At 62.1% G+C, this 19,701-nt stretch carries 19 protein-coding genes; 5 read left to right on the forward strand and 14 right to left on the reverse strand.

Features of this window, described 5'->3' with window-relative positions:
- Window positions 1-168: 168 nt before the first annotated feature.
- The 8 genes from murB to LVS58_RS23470 all read right to left on the reverse strand — a co-directional run bounded on the left by murB (window position 169) and on the right by LVS58_RS23470 (window position 7,078).
- Window positions 169-1,188: a UDP-N-acetylmuramate dehydrogenase gene (gene murB, locus LVS58_RS23435; protein ID WP_233693029.1), complete on the reverse strand. Its 1,020-nt coding sequence runs from the start codon at window positions 1,186-1,188 to the stop codon at window positions 169-171.
- On the reverse strand, window positions 1,185-1,649 hold the full coding sequence (locus LVS58_RS23440) for a low molecular weight protein-tyrosine-phosphatase (RefSeq protein ID WP_004575950.1): 465 nt from the start codon (window positions 1,647-1,649) through the stop codon (window positions 1,185-1,187). Before LVS58_RS23440 ends, murB begins: the two co-directional genes overlap by 4 nt.
- On the reverse strand, window positions 1,649-2,413 hold the full coding sequence (kdsB, locus tag LVS58_RS23445) for a 3-deoxy-manno-octulosonate cytidylyltransferase (RefSeq protein WP_233693030.1): 765 nt from the start codon (window positions 2,411-2,413) through the stop codon (window positions 1,649-1,651). Before kdsB ends, LVS58_RS23440 begins: the two co-directional genes overlap by 1 nt.
- The gene (locus LVS58_RS23450; protein ID WP_003247142.1) at window positions 2,410-2,595 is read right to left on the reverse strand and encodes a Trm112 family protein; all 186 of its coding nucleotides are present in this window, start codon (window positions 2,593-2,595) and stop codon (window positions 2,410-2,412) included. The genes kdsB and LVS58_RS23450 overlap by 4 nt, the downstream gene beginning before the upstream one ends.
- 44 nt (window positions 2,596-2,639) lie before the next feature.
- Entirely contained in the window at window positions 2,640-3,641 is a 1,002-nt protein-coding gene (lpxK, locus tag LVS58_RS23455; RefSeq protein WP_233693031.1) for a tetraacyldisaccharide 4'-kinase, read from the reverse strand.
- Entirely contained in the window at window positions 3,641-4,075 is a 435-nt protein-coding gene (locus LVS58_RS23460; protein ID WP_233693032.1) for an ExbD/TolR family protein, read from the reverse strand. The genes lpxK and LVS58_RS23460 overlap by 1 nt, the downstream gene beginning before the upstream one ends.
- Window positions 4,072-4,707, reverse strand: coding sequence for a MotA/TolQ/ExbB proton channel family protein (locus LVS58_RS23465; protein WP_233693033.1), 636 nt, complete (start codon window positions 4,705-4,707; stop codon window positions 4,072-4,074). Before LVS58_RS23465 ends, LVS58_RS23460 begins: the two co-directional genes overlap by 4 nt.
- Before the next feature lie 154 nt (window positions 4,708-4,861).
- A complete protein-coding gene (locus tag LVS58_RS23470; RefSeq protein WP_233693034.1) occupies window positions 4,862-7,078 on the reverse strand; it encodes a DNA internalization-related competence protein ComEC/Rec2 in 2,217 nt (738 codons plus the stop codon).
- Between the two features lie 142 nt (window positions 7,079-7,220).
- On the opposite strand from LVS58_RS23470, the gene LVS58_RS23475 reads away from it, so the two are divergent.
- Window positions 7,221-7,853 (forward strand): DUF2062 domain-containing protein, encoded by a 633-nt coding sequence (locus tag LVS58_RS23475; RefSeq protein WP_233693035.1) that lies wholly within the window; start codon window positions 7,221-7,223, stop codon window positions 7,851-7,853.
- Here LVS58_RS23475 and LVS58_RS23480 read toward each other — a convergent pair.
- From LVS58_RS23480 to LVS58_RS23490, 3 genes are all read right to left on the reverse strand, one after another.
- The gene (locus LVS58_RS23480; RefSeq protein WP_003247128.1) at window positions 7,737-8,516 is read right to left on the reverse strand and encodes an ABC transporter permease; all 780 of its coding nucleotides are present in this window, start codon (window positions 8,514-8,516) and stop codon (window positions 7,737-7,739) included. The genes LVS58_RS23475 and LVS58_RS23480 overlap by 117 nt on opposite strands.
- Complete coding sequence (locus tag LVS58_RS23485) at window positions 8,513-9,445, reverse strand: ABC transporter ATP-binding protein (RefSeq protein WP_233693036.1); 933 nt, start codon at window positions 9,443-9,445, stop codon at window positions 8,513-8,515. Before LVS58_RS23485 ends, LVS58_RS23480 begins: the two co-directional genes overlap by 4 nt.
- Before the next feature lie 133 nt (window positions 9,446-9,578).
- Window positions 9,579-10,202 carry a glutathione S-transferase gene (locus LVS58_RS23490; protein WP_233693037.1) on the reverse strand — a complete coding sequence of 208 codons (624 nt, stop codon included), beginning with the start codon at window positions 10,200-10,202 and terminating at the stop codon, window positions 9,579-9,581.
- Between the two features lie 491 nt (window positions 10,203-10,693).
- On the opposite strand from LVS58_RS23490, the gene LVS58_RS23495 reads away from it, so the two are divergent.
- On the forward strand, window positions 10,694-13,141 hold the full coding sequence (locus tag LVS58_RS23495; protein ID WP_233693038.1) for an acyl-CoA dehydrogenase: 2,448 nt from the start codon (window positions 10,694-10,696) through the stop codon (window positions 13,139-13,141).
- 118 nt (window positions 13,142-13,259) lie between these two features.
- On the opposite strand, the gene LVS58_RS23500 is transcribed toward LVS58_RS23495, so the two are convergent.
- On the reverse strand, window positions 13,260-13,694 hold the full coding sequence (locus tag LVS58_RS23500; RefSeq protein WP_233693039.1) for a hypothetical protein: 435 nt from the start codon (window positions 13,692-13,694) through the stop codon (window positions 13,260-13,262).
- A 225-nt stretch (window positions 13,695-13,919) separates the two neighbouring features.
- On the opposite strand from LVS58_RS23500, the gene LVS58_RS23505 reads away from it, so the two are divergent.
- The 3 genes from LVS58_RS23505 to LVS58_RS23515 all read left to right on the forward strand — a co-directional run bounded on the left by LVS58_RS23505 (window position 13,920) and on the right by LVS58_RS23515 (window position 15,844).
- Entirely contained in the window at window positions 13,920-14,330 is a 411-nt protein-coding gene (locus LVS58_RS23505; protein WP_233693040.1) for a PA2817 family protein, read from the forward strand.
- A gap of 165 nt (window positions 14,331-14,495) precedes the next feature.
- Window positions 14,496-15,032: a fimbrial protein gene (locus LVS58_RS23510; protein ID WP_233693041.1), complete on the forward strand. Its 537-nt coding sequence runs from the start codon at window positions 14,496-14,498 to the stop codon at window positions 15,030-15,032.
- A gap of 71 nt (window positions 15,033-15,103) precedes the next feature.
- On the forward strand, window positions 15,104-15,844 hold the full coding sequence (locus tag LVS58_RS23515) for a fimbrial biogenesis chaperone (RefSeq protein ID WP_233693042.1): 741 nt from the start codon (window positions 15,104-15,106) through the stop codon (window positions 15,842-15,844).
- 7 nt (window positions 15,845-15,851) lie between these two features.
- Here the strand turns inward: LVS58_RS23515 and LVS58_RS23520 are convergent, their stop codons facing one another.
- Together LVS58_RS23520 and LVS58_RS23525 are read right to left on the reverse strand one after the other, a co-directional pair.
- Window positions 15,852-17,333, reverse strand: coding sequence for a hypothetical protein (locus tag LVS58_RS23520; RefSeq protein ID WP_233693043.1), 1,482 nt, complete (start codon window positions 17,331-17,333; stop codon window positions 15,852-15,854).
- Between the two features lie 65 nt (window positions 17,334-17,398).
- On the reverse strand, window positions 17,399-19,588 hold the full coding sequence (locus LVS58_RS23525) for an autotransporter outer membrane beta-barrel domain-containing protein (protein WP_233693062.1): 2,190 nt from the start codon (window positions 19,586-19,588) through the stop codon (window positions 17,399-17,401).
- Between the last annotated feature and the right edge of the window lie 113 nt (window positions 19,589-19,701).

A 19,701-nucleotide genomic window follows, 5' to 3' on the forward strand; every position in this document is an offset into this window, starting at 1 on the left:
CCTACAATGGCCTGTGCCCCCGATGTGTGTACACCACCGATCAGCGTGTAGGAGCGGGTTTACCCGCGAATACGGTGGCGGCAACGGTGAACGGCAGGTGGAAATTGGCCGCCAGGCCCGGCCCTTTCGCGGGTAAACCCGCTCCTACGGGGGTTCACAGACGGCAAATCAGAAAAGATTAGGCTCCATCTCCAGCTCAACCCCAAACCGCTCGAAGATATCCGCCTGAATCTTCTGCGCCAGCGCATGCATCTGCGCCCCGCTCGCCTGGCCATAGTTGACCAGCACCAGCGACTGCAAGCGATGCACGCCAGCATCGCCCTCACGATGCCCCTTCCAGCCCGCCTGCTCGATCAACCAACCCGCCGCCAGCTTCACCTGGCCATCAGCCTGGGGGTATGCCACAACCGCGGGATACTTCGCACGAATGCGCTCGACCAGATCAGCCGTTACCACCGGGTTCTTGAAGAAGCTGCCGGCATTGCCAAGCGCTGCCGGGTCTGGCAGCTTCTCGCGGCGAATGCTGCAGATTGCATCGCTGATCGCTTGCGCGGTCATCTCGGACACACCCAGCTCAGACAGACGATGGCGCACCGGGCCATAGTCCAGATGAGCGTGCAGGGTACGGGTCAAGGCAAAGCGCACACGCAAGATCAACCAGCGGCCGGGGTTGCGCTTGAAAAGGCTGTCGCGATAGCCGAAAGCACACTCTGCCAAGCTGAAGTCACGCAGCGCGCCCGTCTCGCGGTCCAGGGCTGTCAGCCCGGCGAATACGTCCTTGATCTCCACCCCGTAAGCGCCCACGTTCTGCATCGGCGCAGCACCGACGGTGCCGGGGATCAGGCTGAGGTTCTCCAACCCGCAATAGCCCTGCGCCAGCGTCCACTGCACAAACGCGTGCCACGGCTCACCGGCCTCGGCTTCGACCACGATATGCTCGCCATCGTCGCTGAGTACACGCCGACCGCGGCTGGCCATGTGCAGCACCAGGGCGTCGATATCGCGGGTCAGCAACAGGTTGCTGCCCCCCCCGATCACCAGTACCGGCAGGCCTCTCTGCTGTGCCTGGCTCAGTGCCTGACGCACTTGCAGGTCATCGTGCACCTGGCTGAAATAGCGCGCCTTCACGTCGATGCCGAAGGTATTGAAAGGCTTGAGCGATACCTGCTCCTGCCACTGCACTGTCATAGACGCCCCTTGATTTCCAGAACCAGCGCCTGGCAAGCCGCTTCCACCAGATCCAGCACCTGCTCGAAGCCGTCGGCGCCACCGTAGTACGGGTCTGGCACTTCATCCAGTGCTGCACCGTAGCGACGCAAGAACAGGTCGAGTTCGCCCACTGCCGTGGACGGGCGCAGGGCGCGCAGATCGCGCAGGTTGTGCTCATCCATGGCCAACACCAGGTCGTATTCGGCAAAGTGCGATGCCTTGACCTGTTGGGCGCGTTGCTGCGACAGGTCGTAACCGCGCGCCAGCGCCGCCTTGCAGGTGCGGCTGTCTGGCGCCTTGCCGACATGCCAATCGCCGGTGCCGGCAGAAGCCACCTGCACCTTGTCAGCGAGCCCGGCGGCGTGCAATTGATGGCGAAGCACGCCTTCGGCGGTGGGCGATCGGCAGATGTTGCCCAGGCACACGAACAAGACGCGCATCAGGCCTCCAGCAAGCGCCGTACGCGCTCCAGATCCTCAGGGGTGTCGACACCCACGGCAGGCGCCTCGATGGCGTCCTCGATGTGAATGCGCACGCCGTGCCACAGGGCACGTAGTTGCTCCAGCGCCTCGGCCTGCTCAAGCCAGCATGGGCCCCAGCTGACGAAGTCGTGCAGGAAGCCGACACGGTAGGCGTACATGCCGATATGGCGGCGATAGGGCACCCCTTCCGGCAGCACGTCGCGGCCCTTGGCAAAAGTATCGCGGGCCCAGGGCAGCGGCGCTCGGCTGAATGTCAGGGCCAGGCCGTTCTTGTCACTCACCACCTTGACCGCGTTAGGGTTGAACACGGTTTCCGGCTCATGGATCGGCTCGGCCAGGGTGGCGATACCGGCTTCCGGATGCGCAGCCAGGTTGGCCGCCACCTGGTCGATGATCACCGGTGGGATCAGCGGCTCGTCGCCCTGTACGTTGACCACGATGGCGTCAGCCGGCAAGCCTAGGTGCGCGGCCACTTCGGCCAGGCGATCGGTGCCCGATTCATGGTCGGCACGGGTCATCAGCACTTCGGCGCCGAAGGCCTGGCAGGCTTCGAGGATGCTGGTGTCATCGGTGGCGATGACCACACGGCTGGCACTGCTCTTGCGGGCCTGCTCCCACACATGTTGCACCATCGGCTTGCCGGCAATCAGCAGCAGCGGTTTGCCTGGCAGACGGGTGGAGCGCAGCCGGGCGGGGATCACTACCGTAAAGTCCAGGCTCATTTGTCAAGACGCTCGTCGTCGGTCAGGGTGCGTGCCTCGCTTTCCAGCATGACCGGGATACCGTCGCGAATCGGGTAGGCCAGGCCAGCGCCTTTGCTGATCAGCTCGGTCTTGTCGGCGCTCAGCTTGAGTGGCCCCTTGGTGATCGGGCAGGCCAGGATATCGAGCAGTTTGGTGTCCATTGGAGGCTTCCTTTAGGCCAGGTGGCCGGAAATTGAAAACGGGCTCAGGGGTTGCGCACCAGGCGTTGCAGCTGGCTGTCGAACCAGGCGCTGAAAGCCGGCGTAGGCTGGGCTTCGACGGCCAGATACCACCAGTCGTCAGCGGCAAAGGCCCGGCATTTCACCGCGTCCTTTTCGGTCATGACCAGCGGCAGAGGCGGGCTGAAGGCCAGGCTCCGGGCACTGAACTGCGCATGGTCGGCGAAGGGATGCGGCACCGGCTGCCAGTTTAGCCCCAGCAGGGTGTTGAAGAAACGTTGCGGGTTGCCGATACCGGCCACCGCATGCAGGCGCTGGCCAGCGGGGAAATGGTCGAGCGCACGGCGCTCGCCACTGCGCAGGTTGACCAGGGCGGACGGCTGCAGGCGGAAACCAAAACCCTCGGTGCGGTCTTCGCTGGCGCCGTTGAACAGCACCGCGTCAGCCTCACGCAAGCGGTCGGCCGGCTCACGCAACGGCCCCGCCGGCAGGCAGCGGCCATTGCCCAGACCGCGGGCAGCGTCGATCAGCACCAGTTCCAGGTCACGGGCCAAGCGGTAATGCTGCATACCGTCGTCGCACAGGATCAGGTCGAGGGGTTCGCTGGCCAGCAATGCCTGCACGGCCCGGGAGCGATCGGGGTCGATCATCAGTGGCACGCCGGTGCGTTGCACGATCAGCAGTGGCTCGTCGCCCGCCTGATCGGCCGGCTGATCGGCCTGCACCCGCCAGGGCAGCCGTGGCGGCCTGGCACCATAACCGCGGCTGACGACGCCCACCTTGAGCCCTTGCTGGCGACAGTGTTCGATCAACCAGAGGATCATCGGCGTCTTGCCGGTGCCACCGACGGTGATGTTGCCCACCACAATGACCGGTACGGGTGCCCGGTAGCTGGCGCTGTCACCCCTTAGAAAACGTGCCCGCTTGCGCGTGACCACGCGGCGATACAAGGCCTCCAGCGGACGCAGCAGCAGCAACGCCGGGTGCCCGGCATACCAGGCGGCGAGCAAGCGGTCGGCGAAAGCCATCAAGGCCTGCCCTGGGCCGCCTCGACGGTGGTCATGCGCAACTGGCTGAAACCGAGTTTGCCGGCAGCATCCATTGCGGTGACCACAGCCTGGTGCGGGGTCTTGCCGTCGGCACTGATGGCCAGCGGCAGCGTGTTGTCGCCGCCCGACTCGCGCTCTATGGCCTCGCTCAGGGTGGCCAGGTCGCTTTTGGGCAGCAGGTGGTTGTTCACCGAATACACGCCTTCGGCGCTGATGGTGATTTCCACCAGCTTACTCTCGTCGGCCGGCGCCCGCTCGGCGCTGGTGGCTTCGGGCAGCTCGACGCGAAGTTGCGTTTCGCGGGTGAAGGTGGTGGTAACCACGAAGAACAGCAGCAGGACGAACACCACGTCGATCAGCGACGCCAGGTTGATGTCGACGTTCTCCCGCTGGCGATTGCGCCGGAACTTCACGCCTTGCCTCCGGCCACTTCCACTTCACGGTCGCCCTGGATCACTTCCACCAGCTTGATCGCCTCCTGCTCCATGCCGATCACCAGCTCATCGATGCGGCGCAGCAGGAAGCGGTGGAAGAACACCGCCGGGATACCGACCATCAGGCCTGCCGCAGTGGTGACCAGTGCCTTGGAGATACCACCGGCCAGCACGGCGGCGTTGGCGGTCATCTGCGAGCCCATGAAGGCGCTGAAAATGTCGATCATGCCCAGCACGGTGCCCAGCAGGCCCAGCAGAGGCGCCATGGCGGCAATGGTGCCGAGGGTGCTGATGTAGCGTTCCAGTTCGTGGATGACGCGCGAGGCGGCCTCCTCGATGCACTCTTTCATGATCTCCCGACCGTGACGTGAATTGGCCAGGCCCGCCGCGAGGATTTCACCCAGTGGCGAATCGGCACGCAGGGCCTTGAGCTTGTCACTGGTCAGTTGCTTGTCCTTGATCCACATCCACACCTGGCCCAGCAGATGCGGCGGGGTGACGCGACTGGCGCGCAAGGTCCACAGGCGTTCGACGACGATAGCCATGGCAGCGATGGAGCTCAGAATGATCGGCAGCATCATCCAACCACCGGACTTGACCAATTCCCACACAATAAACGCCCCTTCGGAAAAAGGCCGCCACTCTACCATAGGCGCGCCGAGGGCTCATCTGCCGGAGGTCAGGGAATTAGCTGTCGGGCTACCGGGTAGGCCTTCTGGGCCGCGCAGTACCTGTGGGAGCGGGTTTACCCGCGAATGGGCCAGATCAGCCACCTTCAGCATCACGCCAGAATCGCCGCTGTCGGCGCACACCTTCAACCTCCCCATACTTCCCCAGCAACAACCGCAACGCCCCCTCCACCGCCGTATCATGCATCACCACCCCATGCCGCCCATACCGCTCGACCACCTGCACATGCGGGTGCCCGAAGCTGTTGTTGCGCCCCCGCGAAATCAATACCCCGCGCGGTGCAGTAGCCCGGACAAACGCCTCGGTGGAGGAGCTGCGGCTGCCATGATGCGGCGCCTGCAGCCAGTCGATACGCGGCACTTCAGTGCCCGCCAGCCAGGCCCGTTCAGCCGCAGCTTCCATATCGCCTGCCAGCAGCAAGCGCTCGCCCTGCGCCTCGACCAGCAGCACACAGGAACGGTCATTACTGCTTTGCCCGTCCACCCAGCGCCACAGCGAAAAACGCACGCCATCCCAGTCCCATTGCTCGCCACTGGCACAAGGCTGCAACGGAACATCAACCAGCGCCTCCCCACCGATAATTCGCTTGATCGGCAAACCACGCGCAATGGCCACGGCCCCGCCCGCATGATCGGCGTGCGCATGGCTGATCACCATCACGTCAAGGCCGCCCACCCCCAGCTTGCGCAAGGTTGGCAGCACCACGCGTTCCCCCAAATCGCTTTCCCCCCTGGCCGGCCCGGCATCGTAGAGCAGGCTGTGATGCCGCGTACGCAATAGCACCGCCAGCCCCTGGCCGACATCCAGCTGCCAGACCTCGGCATGGCCGAACGGCACCGGCTCCCTGGGCACCCATAGCGCCAGCAGCATCACCCCGCCCAATCCGCGCAGCGGCACACCACGGGGCAGCAAAAGCAACAGCGCACCCAGACATACCAGCAGCCAGGCCCACAACGGCAGGGCCGGCGGCACCCATGCCGGCCGCTGCTGCGCCACCAGCGCCAGCCCGCGGAACAGCACATCCAGCAGGCCACCTGCCAGCCAGAGCAACGCTTCGCCAACACCAGCCAGCGGCAACATCAGCGTGCCCAACAACGCCAACGGCAAGACCGCCAGGCTGACCCACGGCACCGCCACAAGGTTGGCCAGCGGCGCACTCAGGCTCACCGGCAAGCCCGTGGCCAGCAACACCGGCAACAAGCCAATGGCGATCACCCATTGCGCGCGCGTCCAGGCCTGCCAGGGCCGCCAACCACCTAAACGGGCGTTGAAGCAATAGATGAGCGTGGCCACGGCGGCGAACGACAGCCAGAACCCAGGCAGCAACGCTGCCAGTGGCTCGAAGACAAGCACGGCGACCAGCGCAAGCAGCAACGGGAAAAAGGCGCCAAGGTGGCGAAAGCGCAGACGCCAGAGCAACACCACGGCCAGCATCAGGCAGGCACGCTGCACTGGCACCCCACCGCCTGCCAGCCAGCCGTAGGCCAGCGCTGCGGCCATGGCCAAGCCACAGGCCCAGGGTAACCACGGTAACCTTGCCGGCCATAGCCCCCAACGCGCCAGCCCGGCGACCAGGCCATAGAGCAAACCGGCGACCAGGCCGATGTGCTGGCCGGAAATCACCAGCAGGTGCACCGTGCCGGTGGCCTGCAATGTCTGCCAGTCCTTCCGGGCCAGGCCCGCACCATCGCCAAGCACCAGTGCCACCAGCGCCGCCTGCCGGCCATTGGCTTCGACCATCAGCAAGCGCTGACGCAGCGCATCGCGCCAACCACCGGCTACCGGCGCCAGCAACTGCCCCGCCTTGACCGTCCCCGTAGCACCCACCCGACGCGCCAGCAGTTGCGCCTCCCGGTCGGGCCCATGTGGGTTGAGCAGCCCGGCCGGGCGCTGCAAGGTCACCGCCAGCCGCCACTGCTCGCCCGCCCGCAGCGGCGGCCCCTCGAACCAGCTCAGTTGCAAACGCTGAGGCAGTTCGGCCCGCCGCGAGCGTGCCGCCTCCAGTTCGAAACGCACGCCCTGCGCAGTACGGGCTGGCAAACCCACCACCCGCCCCTCCAACCACAAGGTGCGACCATCCAGGCCAGCAGCCAGGCGGTCATCGAGGGCCTGCTGAGCAGACCCGCATGCCCAACACAGGCCCAGCAGAAAACAGCCCAGCGGCCAAAGGCGGGTAAACAGGCTACCGACAGCGCAGGCTGCCAGGGTTATCAACCATCCGACCGATGGCAATGCGGGAAGAAAACCCAGGCACAATAGCCCGAGCGCAAGCGCAAACATCCCTGTGCGCATGAAGTAGAGCTCCAGAAGGTGAATCACCTCCTGAGGCATAGCCCAATTGCCGGCAACGCTCGCTCAACAATTGTCACAAACTCTAAACGAGCCTGAGCAGGATTAAGGGCATACTGCCAGGGTCAACGCTCCGGGAGCCTACATGCCGCGCCGACTTTTCAAACGCTACATGCCGGACCCGACCAGCATTCGGGAACACAAGTCCTTACGCTTTTTCGGCAAGTTGCTGCACGACCCCAACCTCTGGCACCTGAACCGCCATTCGGTGGCCAGAGCCATGGGTGTGGGCCTGTTCGCGGCGCTTATTCCCATCCCGATGCAGATGCTGCTGGCGGCGGCCTTGGCGATCCCGGTGCGCGGCAACCTGCCGATCGCCGTCAGCCTGGTGTGGCTGACCAACCCGTTGACCATGCCACCGGTGTTCTTCGTCACCTACATGACCGGCGCCTGGCTGATGCATGTGCCGCCACGCACGTTGCCCGACGAACTGACCTTCGAGTGGATCACCGACCAGCTGGCCACCGTGTGGCAGCCGTTCCTGCTGGGTTCGGTGGTGTGCGGCGTGGTGCTGGGCATCCTTGCCTACTTCACCACCATGTTCTACTGGCGCTGGTGGGTGGGCCGGCAGTGGCGTCGTCGCCAATGCCGATGCAAGGCTTCAGGCCCGCATGCCACGCCCGCTGACCAGCAAGCGAACGCAAACAACGTAGAGCACCGCAGTGGCCACCAGCATGAAGGTGATCGCCGTGCCAATGCTGATATCCGACACCCCTAGAATGCCGTAGCGGAACGAGTTGACCATGTGCAGCACCGGGTTGGCCAACGACACGGTCTGCCAGAACGGCGGCAGCAGGTTGATCGAGTAGAACACCCCGCCCAGGTAGGTCAGCGGTGTCAGCACGAAGGTCGGGATGATCGAGATATCGTCGAAGTTGCGCGCAAACACTGCGTTGACGAAGCCAAGCAGCGAAAAGATAGTGGCCGTCAACAGCACCACCACCACGGTCACGCCCAGGTGGTGCACCTGCAGGTCGGTGAAGAACATCGACAGGATGGTCACGATCACACCCACCGCCAAACCACGCAGCACTCCACCCAGCACATAGCCGACGAGAATGGTGTGCGGCGACACCGGCGACACCATCAGTTCCTCGATCGAGCGCTGGAACTTGCTGCCGAAAAAGCTCGACACCACGTTGCCGTAGGAGTTGGTGATCACCGACATCATGATCAGCCCCGGCACGATGTACTGCATGTAGGTGAAGCCACCCATGTCGCCGATCTGCCGGCCAATCAGGTTACCGAAGATGACGAAGTACAACACCATGGTGATCGCTGGCGGCAGCAACGTTTGCGGCCAGATGCGCAGGAAGCGCCGCACTTCGCGGTAGACGATGGTGTTCAGGGCGACCCAGTTGGTGCGCAGCTCCACACTCATACGGCCACCTTCGACAGGTTTTTTTCCACCAGGGACACGAACAGCTCCTCGAGACGGTTGGTCTTGTTGCGCAGGCTCTGCACCTCGATGTTCTGCAGCGCCAGCTGGCCGAACAACGCGGTGATGCCGATGTCCTTCTCCACCTGCACTTCCAGGGTATGCGGGGTCAGCAGCCGGCACGGGTAGCCCTGCAGTAGCGGCGCCGTGGCCAGGTCCTGCTTGAGGTCGAGCACGAAGGTTTCGACATGCAGCTTGCCCAGCAACTGGCGCATGCTGGTGTTCTCGACGATGGTGCCATGGTCGATGATGCCGATGTTACGGCACAGCTGCTCAGCCTCTTCCAGGTAGTGGGTGGTGAGGATGATGGTGATGCCCTTCTGGTTCAGCTCGGTGAGGAAGCTCCACATCGAGCGGCGCAGCTCGATGTCCACCCCGGCGGTGGGCTCGTCCAGGATCAGCAGGCGCGGTTCGTGGATCAATGCGCGAGCAATCATCAGACGCCGCTTCATGCCGCCAGACAACGAACGCGACTGCACATCACGTTTGTCCCACAGGCCCAGCTGGGTCAGGTACTGCTCGGCGCGCTCCTTGGCCAGCTTGGGCGGGATGCCGTAGTACCCGGCCTGGGTCACGACGATGTCGAAGGTCTTTTCGAACTGGTTGAAGTTGAACTCTTGCGGCACCACGCCCAGGCAACGCTTGAGTGCAGAAGGCTCGCGGTCCAGGTCGTGACCGAACACGTTCACTGTGCCGCTGGTCTTGTTCACCAGGGTCGAGAGAATGCCGATGGTGGTGGATTTGCCGGCGCCGTTGGGGCCGAGCAAGGCGAAGAAGTCGCCTTCGGCAACATCGAGGTCGATGCCTTTGAGGGCCTGAAAGCCATTGCCGTAGGTCTTGGTCAGCTGTCGGATGGACAGGGCGGAACTCATAGCGGGTCACTTACCGAAGAAAAAGGTGCAGGACACGCCAGGTAAAGTCACTGGCGCAGTGAGTGCAGCCATGGTGCTAGGCCCAGCTGCACAAGTACAGTCACATCTATTGATAATGACTATCGAAGCAGGTTCATGTGAGCGCGGTCATCACTGCGGCCTGGTAGGCCGGGCGTTGCTTCAGCCGCTCGTACCAGGCTTGAAGGTGGTACATGGCCGGGCGCTCGATGGGCATTTCGAACCAGGCATAAATGAAGCTACCCAGTGGGATGTCGCCCATACCGATCTGGTCACCGGACAGGTACGGCTGTTTGGCCAGGGTTTCGTCGGCAATGGCCAGTAATTGCGCGCACTGCTTGCGTGCGGCGTTGATCGCCACCCAGTCGCGCTGGTCTTCGGGCGTGCGCACCAGGCCCCAGAACAGCGGGCGGAAGGGTGCGGCCAAGGACGATGTGGTCCAGTCCATCCACTTGTCGGCCAAGGCGCGCTGGCGTGGGTCTGCCAGATACCAGCCCTGCTCCGTGCCGTACTCCGCACACAGGTAGCGAACGATGGTGTTGGATTCCCACAAAGTCAGCTCGCCGTCCTCGAGCATCGGCACCAGGCCGTTGGGATTACGGGCACGGTAGTGCGGCTCGTTGACCACGCCGAAGGCGCCGCCGGCGTCGATGGACTCGAACTCCAGACCCAGCTCGTGGGCGATCCACAGCGCCTTGCGCACATTGCTCGAATTCTTGCGGCCCCAGATCTTCAGCATGGCAACGTCCTTATGAATGCGGAGGTGGCACAGTCTACTCCAGACCTTCGCCGCCTGTACGGACCTCTTCGCGGGCAAGCCGCCCCTATCGCTCTGTGATGTGCCACATACCGTCGTAGGAGCGGGTTTACCCGCGAAAGGGCCGGACCTGCGGGCCAATATCCCAGATCATTCAACGTCGCAGCAGCATCGCATTCGCGGGTAAACCCGCTCCTACACAAGATCACCATCGTCTTTACGCCACCGGTATTCCCTGCCGGCCAATGCCCCCCGGCGATCCACCTTTGCGGTCGCCGCCGCCTTCGTCAATCGGTGGCATCGCCACGTACCGTCGTAGGAGCGGGTTTACCCGCGAATAGGCCAGTACAGGCGAACAAATGAACTGAAACTCCCACCGCCACACCCTGTCACTGTTCTGAACATGCCGTTCACAGCATTGCGTCTAAGCTGTCTGGGACGGCTCAAGCCCCTGGTTCCAAGGAGGACCGATTATGTTGCTGTTGTGGTTGGTGGTGCTGGTGATCGGCGCGGCGTACCTCACGCACCGGCGCCTGGCGCCCTTGCAGATTCTCGGCATCATGGCGGCCTATGTGCTGCTGATGGGTATTTTCAGCAGTGCCCCGGGCTGGCTGCTGGCCCTGATCTGGGTGGTGCTGGCCCTGAAGATCGCCCTGGTTGCGCTCCCGCAGTGGCGACGTAAAGTATTCACCGCCCCGGTATTCCGCTGGTTCCAGCGCACCCTGCCGCCCATGTCGCAAACCGAGCGCGAGGCCATCGACGCTGGCACCGTATGGTGGGACGGCGAACTGTTCAGTGGCCGCCCCGACTGGCGAACCTTGCTGGCCTACCCGGCGCCGAAGCTGACTGAAGAAGAGCAGGCCTTCATCGATGGCCCGACCGAAGCACTGTGTGCCATGGTCAGCGACTGGCAGATCGGCCAGGACCTGGACCTGCCGCCCGAAGCCTGGGCACATATCAAGCAGCATGGCTTTTTCGCCCTGATCATCCCCAAGGAATACGGCGGCAAGGGTTTCTCCGCCTACGCCCACTCCCAGGTGGCGATGAAGCTGGCCACCCGCAGTGGCGACCTGGCCTCCACGGTGATGGTGCCCAACTCCCTGGGCCCAGCCGAACTGTTGCTGCACTATGGCACCGACGAACAACGCAATCACTACCTGCCGCGCCTGGCCCGTGGCGAGGAAATTCCCTGCTTCGCCCTCACCGGCCCACTGGCCGGCTCCGACGCTGGCGCCATGCCCGACACCGGCATCATCTGCAAAGGCCAGTGGCAAGGCGAAGAAGTGATCGGCCTGCGCCTGAACTGGGAAAAGCGCTACATCACCCTCGGCCCGGTCGCCACCCTGCTGGGCCTGGCCTTCAAGGCCTACGACCCGGACCACCTGCTGGGTGAAGAGGAAGAACTGGGCATCAGCCTGGCACTGGTCCCCACCGATACCCCCGGGGTGGAAATCGGCAAACGCCACCTGCCACTGGGCGCTGCGTTCATGAATGGCCCCAATAGCGGCAAGGACGTGTTCGTCCCGCTGGACTTCCTCATCGGCGGTCAGGCCATGCTCGGCAAGGGCTGGATGATGCTGATGAACTGCCTGTCGGTGGGCCGCTCCATCTCACTGCCAGCGGTGGGTACCGGTGCCGCCAAGTACACCAGCCTGGTCACCGGCCAGTACGCCAATATCCGCGAACAGTTCAATGTGCCACTGGCTGCCTTCGAAGGTATCCAGGAATCGCTGGCACGCATTGGCGGCAACGCCTGGCTGATGGACAGTGCCCGCCTGCTGACCGCCAAGGCCGTGGACCTGGGCGAGAAGCCTTCGGTGCTGTCGGCGATCCTCAAGTACCACCTGACCGAGCGTGGCCGCGAGTGCATCCAGCATGCCATGGACGTGCACGGCGGCAAGGGCATCATCATGGGCCCGAACAACTACCTGGGCCGCAACTGGCAAGGGGCGCCGATCTTCATCACGGTCGAGGGCGCCAACATCCTTTCGCGCAACCTGATGATCTTCGGCCAGGGCGCCATTCGCTGCCACCCGTTCGTGCTCAAGGAAATGGCTTTGGCCGGCCGCGAGGACCACGATCAGGCATTGCAGGAATTCGATGACCTGCTGCTGAAACACATTATGTTCGCCGCCGGCAATGCGGCCAGTACGCTGGTGCTCAACCTGGGGTTGGGGATTTTTGAGAAAGTACCAGGGGACACGCTAAGCCAAGGCTACTTCCGTGCCCTCAACCGCCAGGCCGCCGCCTTTGCTCTGCTGGCGGACCTGTCGATGATGCTGCTGGGTGGGGCGCTCAAGCGCCGCGAACGCCTGAGTGCGCGGCTGGGCGATGTACTCAGCTACCTGTACCTGGCCAGCGCTGCGCTCAAGCGCTACCACGACCTGGGCTCGCCAGGGCACATGCAGCCCCTGCTGCGCTGGGCCATGGAAGAAAGCCTGGGCCAGGCGGAAAAGGCGCTGGACCGGCTGCTCGACAACTTCCCCAACCGGTTTGTCGGTTGCGCACTGCGCGTGCTGGTATTCCCCTTCGGCCGCCGCCATACCGGGCCGTGCGATGAGCTGGATGCCGAAGTGGCGGCGCTGATCGGCCGCAGCAAAGGCGACCCGGCGTTGGAGGAACTGCTTGCCGGATGCTTCAGGCCACAAGCCGATGGCGACCCTGTGGCAGCACTGCAACGGGCCTGCGATTTGCTTGATGAAGTGGTGCCGGTGCGCAAGGTGTTGCATCAGGCAGCCAAGGAGGGAAAGGTGCAAACGATCCCTGGACAATCGGTAATCGATGCGGCAGTCGAAGGTGGCCTAGTACAACCGGGCGAGGCGCAACGGCTGCGTGAAGCAGAGCAAGCCTGCCGCGCAGTGATTGATGTGGACGCGTTCGACAAAGAGCAACTGCTACCGGGAGAGGGCAAGGTGCGCTGAGCGATAAACCATTCAGGTGCAAGGGCGGCTCTTCGCCAAGACGCAGCGTCATGTCTCGTCCCCGGCATGCCCCTGCACCTTGCAATTGCCAATTATCACATGCCTGGACGAGACCAGCTCAGGCACTGGGCGGCGAGCTGGAAAGTGTAACGTAACAATCCATTTGATGGTCTGCCTTGACATCGGCCTGAGGGGAAGGTCCTTCCTTTTTCGCAATCACCTTCAGCCCCAAGCCGCTACTGACGAAATCGCCGACGGCATACGTATTCAACAGATAGCTGTATTCGGTACGGTTAAGCGAGGCTGGTCGGTGGGTGGTACGCAGTGTGATGGATGATCGCACAACCTCGTCGTCCGGGGCAGTTCTGTAGTTCAAGGTGATGGTCGAGGCAGAGGGGATGTCGCTCATCTCAATTACGCTGTGGTTGGCGGCAACTGTCTTCTTAGCGCTTTCGCCACTTCCTTCTGCCGGCAAATTGAGCGCGACGTTACTGCTATCGCCCTTCCAGAAGATGATTGAACCGCTCTGCTTTGGGGTGTTGTCGCTTACCATGGTGCTAACCTCGCTCAGAAGATTGTATGCCTTCGACACCGCCGCCACCTGCTGAAAGGCCGCATCGTTGGTTCAGGCTTGAATCTACATCAGCAGCGGCAGGGGCACACCTGGCAGAACTGATAGGTAGGGATGCTTCCTGGGCAGACCCGGCGGACCTTCCACAATAGGTCCACAACCGGCGTATACTTCGGCCCCGTTTCAATTACCCTCAAGGATCACCCCATGGTCAATCCCCACCTGGAGTACCACTTGCAACTGCTGCAGCACCTGCGCACCATCCTGTTGGCCCTGGGTGAAGCCGAGCAGGTACCGGAGGAAAGCCACGCCCTGTTTCTCGAGCGCTTCGACGAGCTGCTGACACTGCTGTCGCAAGACCCGCTGCAAAGCCAGTACCTGGGCCAGGACCTGATCTGCCAGGTGATCCAGCGCTACCCGCAAGTTGCCCACCTGGTACCGCGCGACCTGCTGTGGTTCTTCGGTGGCGACTGCCTGCATTTCATGCCTGACCAAGAGCTGGACCTGTACCAACAGCTGGAAGAGCGCCGTTACGAGGCCGAACAGAATGGCGAAGCCTTTGACTGGAACCAGCAGAAGCAGTTGCTGGGCCAAGCTAGCGGTAACACACAACACTGAGTTCGAGCGACCGGCGTGGTCCGCCGCGCCGCCCCGACTTCCTTGTCCATTATTTACATGCCTTTTGTGGCATGGGCCTACAGCCCCAATAACTCCGCCCTGAATATCCTGCAAGGCGAACATTGACCTCTATGTTCGAATGCCACCACCACCAGGATATAAACTATGAAGCGCACACTTATCGCCCTCGCCATGGGCTTGGCGAGCACTGCAGCATTTGCAAACACCGGTAATATCAACTTCCACGGCACCATCACCCCAGGCGGTACCTGCCCTATCGAAGTGGTCATGCCGGGCACCGGCGGCAGCATCCTGCCTCGCATTGACCTCGGTAGCTATCCCCCAAGCTACTTCGGCCTCACTGCAGGCAAGCAGACGGCCCCTCGTACGTTTGCCCTGCGCATTGACCCAGATCATTGCACTATCCCCCCCGCCACAGATGCCTATGTCACCTTCTCGGCGGTCTACGGCCCTGAAGGCACCAACCTTTACTCACTGAAGCCACACGGCGCTACCGGGGTGGCACTGGCCATTCAGGACCAGAGCCTGACCAACCTTGCCCCAGGCCGGGAATCGGCGCCCTACCCGCTCAAAACCGACCAAGCGAACGAACTGCTTTTCCACGCCATGTACGAGAACACCGGACCGGTAGCTGAAGGCGACGCGGCATCGGAAGTGCGTTTCTCGGTAGATATCAGGTAATACGTTGCGCTCCAGGCGCTTCTGCGGACGCACCTGGAGCCCCTGCAAATAGTAGCAAAAGAGACATGCCCATGCCCCGCCCCAACTCCATTGCCTCCAGGCTTGCCCTGGCAATCGGCACCTGCCTTGCCTTGCTCATCCAAGCCAGTGCCCACGCCGCCCTCACCATCAGCTCAACCCGAGTCATCCAGCCCAGCGACCGACAAAGCACCAGCATCGTGGTCGCCAACCCCAGCCAACGCTCTTACGCGGCCCAGGCCTGGATCAATACAGAGGCAGACGACAACACCACCGCAGTGCCCTTGATCGCCTCACCTGCGCTGTTTCGCATCGATCCGGCCGGCGAACAGACGGTGCAGCTCAACCGCCTGCCCAACAACCTGCCCCAGGACCGTGAATCGGTGTTCTACTTCAACCTGCAGGAAATTCCGCAGGCGGACGACAAACCGGACAATACCCTGACCATCGCCCTGCGTACCCGCATCAAGGTCTTCTACCGCCCAACCCAGCTCAAAGGCCGCCCACAGGACCACCTGCAGGACCTGGCCTGGTCAGTGCAAACACTCGAAGGCAAGCCTCACCTTGTGGTGGACAACCCCTCCCCTTACTACTTCACCTTCAACCAGCTGACCCTGCGCAGCGCCAATGGCAGCGAGAAAATAGACGCAAGGAAAATGGCCATTCCCATGGGCAGGCAAACCTATCCCCTCAAAACCTCGACTGTGCAGGACGGTCTGAAGGTCGACTTCACAACCATCAATGATTACGGTGGCCTTACGCCCGAGCTGTCCCGACCAGTGGAGCGCCCATGAAGGTCACTCATGCGAGGAGTTTAGGACTGTAGAGGGGAAATTTGATCCACGTCGTACCGTCGTCGAAGCTGACCTGGACATGGAAGGTGAACGTCTGGCCACGCCAGAGCGTCGCAAGGTAGGCCTTGGGGAGCGTCACATCCTTGTTCGCGCCGATGCCCAGCCTCACTTGCGCCTCATTGACCGGATGGGCGGTCAGGACATTGTAAGGGGGCGCATCTGCCCCGCTCGGTAGCACGCCGGTTACCGTGATATTGACCCGCTGCCCCACGGCGATGCCCCTCCACCTACCCAGGCTGACGGGCACCTGCTCCGGCGCCGCGCCCAGGCTGAATCCATTTGAATCGGCCCCCTGCAGCGCTACCTGGGGTAATCCCTCCCTGAACTCAGTCACTTTCAAGCTAAGTGGAGTGCCGGGGAAATGTTCTTTTCCATCACTCACTACATACCCTACTTGCAACGTGCGCTTGCTGTATGCCAACACACTACGCTCTGGAATCGGAAACCGGTCATCCGCTCCCACCGGCCCGGTCGTGGTGTAGTAACCATAATCACCCGGCGCCCCCCACTGCACGGTGATCACTTCGCCCGGGTAGATAACTGCATCTGCCGACACGACCACCACCAAGGGGTCTTCATATTCTTCATCCAGCATTAACGACAGCTCCCCCTCGGCACCACTAGCCTGGGGCACGCTAAGCCACGGCAGGTATCTGGGAATGGGCTTGGCGTCGACCTCCAGCACAGCCGGTCTGGAGCGCGCACTGACGTTACCCGCCCGGTCGCGAATCTGGTAATGAACATAGCGCTGTCCATCGCCGCGATCTTTGATTGCGTCACCATCGATTGGCAGGTAAATCGTCTGGCCAAGCTCCTCCACGGTGACCGTGAGTTCACCCATCCAATCGTTGGCAAATGGCTGGTCGTCCCAGTAATAGCTGATCACATCGCCAGCACTGGGCCTTTCGTAAGGTGGCAACTCGGCGAGCAAGATGTTTTCATGCTGCTCCAGATAGCGCGCTGTCACACCATCGCGTCTGACCTCTTCATCAAAAAGCAAAAGCCCCTCATCGCCCCCCAGTACCGGCGGCACTTTGTCTATTGTCAATGTCAATGATCGGGAGGCTGTAATAACGCCATTGTAACCCTGCACCTCGTAAGAAACCTCTACAGGGCCATGCTGCAGAACAGAAACCGGGGCCCCTACAAACAGCTCATCTTCAGGGATGGCCGCTTCCCAGCGCTTTTCATCAACCTGCGTGCCATTCCAGTACAGCCATAGCACTTCGGGGGTGTCTGGAGTTGGATTGGAGATTGGCCACATGGGCACCTCAATCCTGATCGGCTTATCCAGAATCGAAACCGGCAACAGGCCTGGCTCACCACCTGGGATATCCGGGAGCGCCATCGGTGCCGTCGGTGGCCCAAGTTGATTAGTCCCAAACAAGCCAGGCCAACGCGCGCGTAGCCAGTTTTGAATAATGCGCATCACAGCCTCCTCACTTTGTGCCACCCACAAAAAAGGAAGGCTCTGGCCTTCCTTTTGTTTGTTACCTACCAGCTGTAGTGAAGCCCCACATTCGCCCCCCAAGGCTGCTCGATCTTCTCGCCATTGGAGTAATCGAAGTCGGCATGCAACTGCATGCGCTCATTCAAGCTGATGGCCACACCCATGCCCATTTCGGCCCGAGAGCCCGACAAGTCGTTGTCGAACCGATGGTCATTTACCTTCACTTCGTTGCTGCGAATGAACTCATGGGCATAGGCAAACCGTACATAGGGCTGTACTTGCTGCCCATTTCCAACTTGCAAAGTACGCCCCAAGGTTGCCCCCGCCTTGCCCAGCACTGATCGCGTATCGTCACCGCGCGCTTGCAGGCCGTTGTCCAGGCGATAGTCCTTGCCTTGGATCGAAACCATGGACCACTGGGTGTAGGGCTCAATGAAATAGCCTCGGCCCAGGTCGATGTTGCGTCCGAACTCTGCAGATGCACCAACGCCCAGGTTGTCGAAATCACCTTTGCTGCGCTTGCCGTCACTGAGCTCGACCTTGGCACTGTTATCGAAGCGGTTAGCCTTTACTACACCATCGAAGTAATAGCCGCTTTGAGCATCCAGCCAGGTGGCATAAAGCCCGAGGTAGTAACTTTTAACCTCGGCGGAGCTCCCGCGAACCAGGTCCAGATCTGACGAACTATGGCCCGCCATCACCCCGACCAACCACTGGCCATCACCCACCGGCAGCGGCGCGTCGGCACCGATCGAGAAGCCGCGCTGAACCTGACTGTAAGGGCTGCCGGCACTGTCCGATACGTTGTACTTGTTACCGTAGGCCCTAACCCAAGCGCCGGATTTACGGTCATCCAGACGTAACTCGCCCATGCGGCTGCGCAACGTGGTCAACTCGCCATACCACACGGTGGGGGCGGTGTTGAACAGCGCCAACGCCGACGCGGTGCCTGGGCTGATAATCTTGCGCGAGCCGTCAAGGTACCAATCGCCACCTTGCCGGACCAGGTCATACGAGAACGCCCCCAGATCCACCGCGCCGTTGAGTAAAGAGAAACTGGCATCGCCTGCCGCCGCATGCACCAGGTGTATCTGGTTTTCAGTCAGCGGGTCCGCGCCACTGCTGCTCACAAGCAGGCTATGACTGCCGGTGGCATTACCCACTTCCAGGAAGTCAGAAGCGCCAGTACTGAAATCGGCATCCATGACAAAGGTGCCGTTACCGGCCAGCGTGCCAAGCGTGAGCCGCTGATACTGCCCGGGCTCCCCAAAGTTGACCACGCCGCCATTGAGCGCCAGGCTGCCCACCTGGCTGTCCTCCACCATGTTCCAGCGGGCCTGGTTGTTCAACGTCAACCCGGCCACGTTTTGCAGCCTTCCGGTCAGGCTGGCCTGGCTGTCCAGCGTCAGCGAAGCCGTAGAACCCGCTTCGACCCGTACATCCCCCACCAGATGGCTGTTGTCTACGGTCATGGTGGCTTCGGAACCGCCTACCACATCCAGCAAGACGCCATTGCTTGCCACCAGGCTGGAACCATCAGCAACGATGACTTCCGCTTTGGCCGGACCGATCAAGGCGTTGCCCACCACAATTGCCGAGCCGTCCTGGCCTTCGACTGTCGACCCCAGCAAAGTCACCTTTGCAGGCCCGGTGAAGTCGGCATCTGCGAGCACACGCAAACCGTCGCTGGCCCCCACGATCGAACTATCTTGCGCGCTCAGTTCGGCATTGCCGAACAACTGCGCTGCCGTGGCCGTTCCACTGCCCACCAAATTGCTGCGTTGCAGCGACAATTTCGATGCAGCAGACACCAGCGCGCCTGCAGTGCCCCCTTCGACATGGCTGTCTGAAACCAGGGCCGAAGAGCCGGCAGTGTCACTGCGCTGCAAGCGCAAGCCAAAACGGTTGCTGACCACTCGCGAATTGCCAGCCACACTGACCGATGCGCCCGAGACCAGCGCGATGCCATCAGCCCCAACTGCTTCGATCGTGCTTGCTTGCATGTTCAGCTGTGCACCTGCACCGACATTTACTTCACGCATCGACGCCCCCGTGGCATTGAGCCGGGCGTTGGCGTTCAGGCGGTAACTGTCAAGCGGGGCAGTACTGTCGATATCACGCGTACCATCGACGACAGTCACTGCCACGGCAAAAGGGCTGGCCAGCAGTAATAACGGCGCCAGGCGAACTGCTTGAACCATTGGGCTTAGCAAGGGTTTGCGCACTTTTCTCATAGACTTCATGACCTCTCTCATGTCGGATAACAAGTAATAGCCGACAAGGCTACAGAGGCTTTTCCTGAAATACTGTAGGAAAAGTCCTCAAGTAAAACATGAAGATCTCAACG

This window comes from Pseudomonas sp. JR33AA (assembly GCF_021378985.1).
Classification (GTDB): domain Bacteria; phylum Pseudomonadota; class Gammaproteobacteria; order Pseudomonadales; family Pseudomonadaceae; genus Aquipseudomonas; species Aquipseudomonas alloputida.

Bases quoted from the DNA above. Each gene is read 5' to 3' on its own strand.
- LVS58_RS23520 (WP_233693043.1), bottom strand. From the start codon at position 17,333: ATGCGCATTATTCAAAACTGGCTACGCGCGCGTTGGCCTGGCTTGTTT.
- LVS58_RS23450 (WP_003247142.1), bottom strand. From the start codon at position 2,595: ATGGACACCAAACTGCTCGATATCCTGGCCTGCCCGATCACCAAGGGG.
- LVS58_RS23475 (WP_233693035.1), top strand. From the start codon at position 7,221: ATGCCGCGCCGACTTTTCAAACGCTACATGCCGGACCCGACCAGCATT.
- LVS58_RS23510 (WP_233693041.1), top strand. From the start codon at position 14,496: ATGAAGCGCACACTTATCGCCCTCGCCATGGGCTTGGCGAGCACTGCA.
- LVS58_RS23525 (WP_233693062.1), bottom strand. From the start codon at position 19,588: ATGAGAAAAGTGCGCAAACCCTTGCTAAGCCCAATGGTTCAAGCAGTT.
- LVS58_RS23500 (WP_233693039.1), bottom strand. From the start codon at position 13,694: ATGGTAAGCGACAACACCCCAAAGCAGAGCGGTTCAATCATCTTCTGG.
- LVS58_RS23495 (WP_233693038.1), top strand. From the start codon at position 10,694: ATGTTGCTGTTGTGGTTGGTGGTGCTGGTGATCGGCGCGGCGTACCTC.
- LVS58_RS23470 (WP_233693034.1), bottom strand. From the start codon at position 7,078: ATGCGCACAGGGATGTTTGCGCTTGCGCTCGGGCTATTGTGCCTGGGT.
- LVS58_RS23515 (WP_233693042.1), top strand. From the start codon at position 15,104: ATGCCCCGCCCCAACTCCATTGCCTCCAGGCTTGCCCTGGCAATCGGC.
- lpxK (WP_233693031.1), bottom strand. From the start codon at position 3,641: ATGGCTTTCGCCGACCGCTTGCTCGCCGCCTGGTATGCCGGGCACCCG.
- LVS58_RS23480 (WP_003247128.1), bottom strand. From the start codon at position 8,516: ATGAGTGTGGAGCTGCGCACCAACTGGGTCGCCCTGAACACCATCGTC.
- LVS58_RS23505 (WP_233693040.1), top strand. From the start codon at position 13,920: ATGGTCAATCCCCACCTGGAGTACCACTTGCAACTGCTGCAGCACCTG.
- LVS58_RS23490 (WP_233693037.1), bottom strand. From the start codon at position 10,202: ATGCTGAAGATCTGGGGCCGCAAGAATTCGAGCAATGTGCGCAAGGCG.
- kdsB (WP_233693030.1), bottom strand. From the start codon at position 2,413: ATGAGCCTGGACTTTACGGTAGTGATCCCCGCCCGGCTGCGCTCCACC.
- LVS58_RS23440 (WP_004575950.1), bottom strand. From the start codon at position 1,649: ATGCGCGTCTTGTTCGTGTGCCTGGGCAACATCTGCCGATCGCCCACC.
- murB (WP_233693029.1), bottom strand. From the start codon at position 1,188: ATGACAGTGCAGTGGCAGGAGCAGGTATCGCTCAAGCCTTTCAATACC.
- LVS58_RS23485 (WP_233693036.1), bottom strand. From the start codon at position 9,445: ATGAGTTCCGCCCTGTCCATCCGACAGCTGACCAAGACCTACGGCAAT.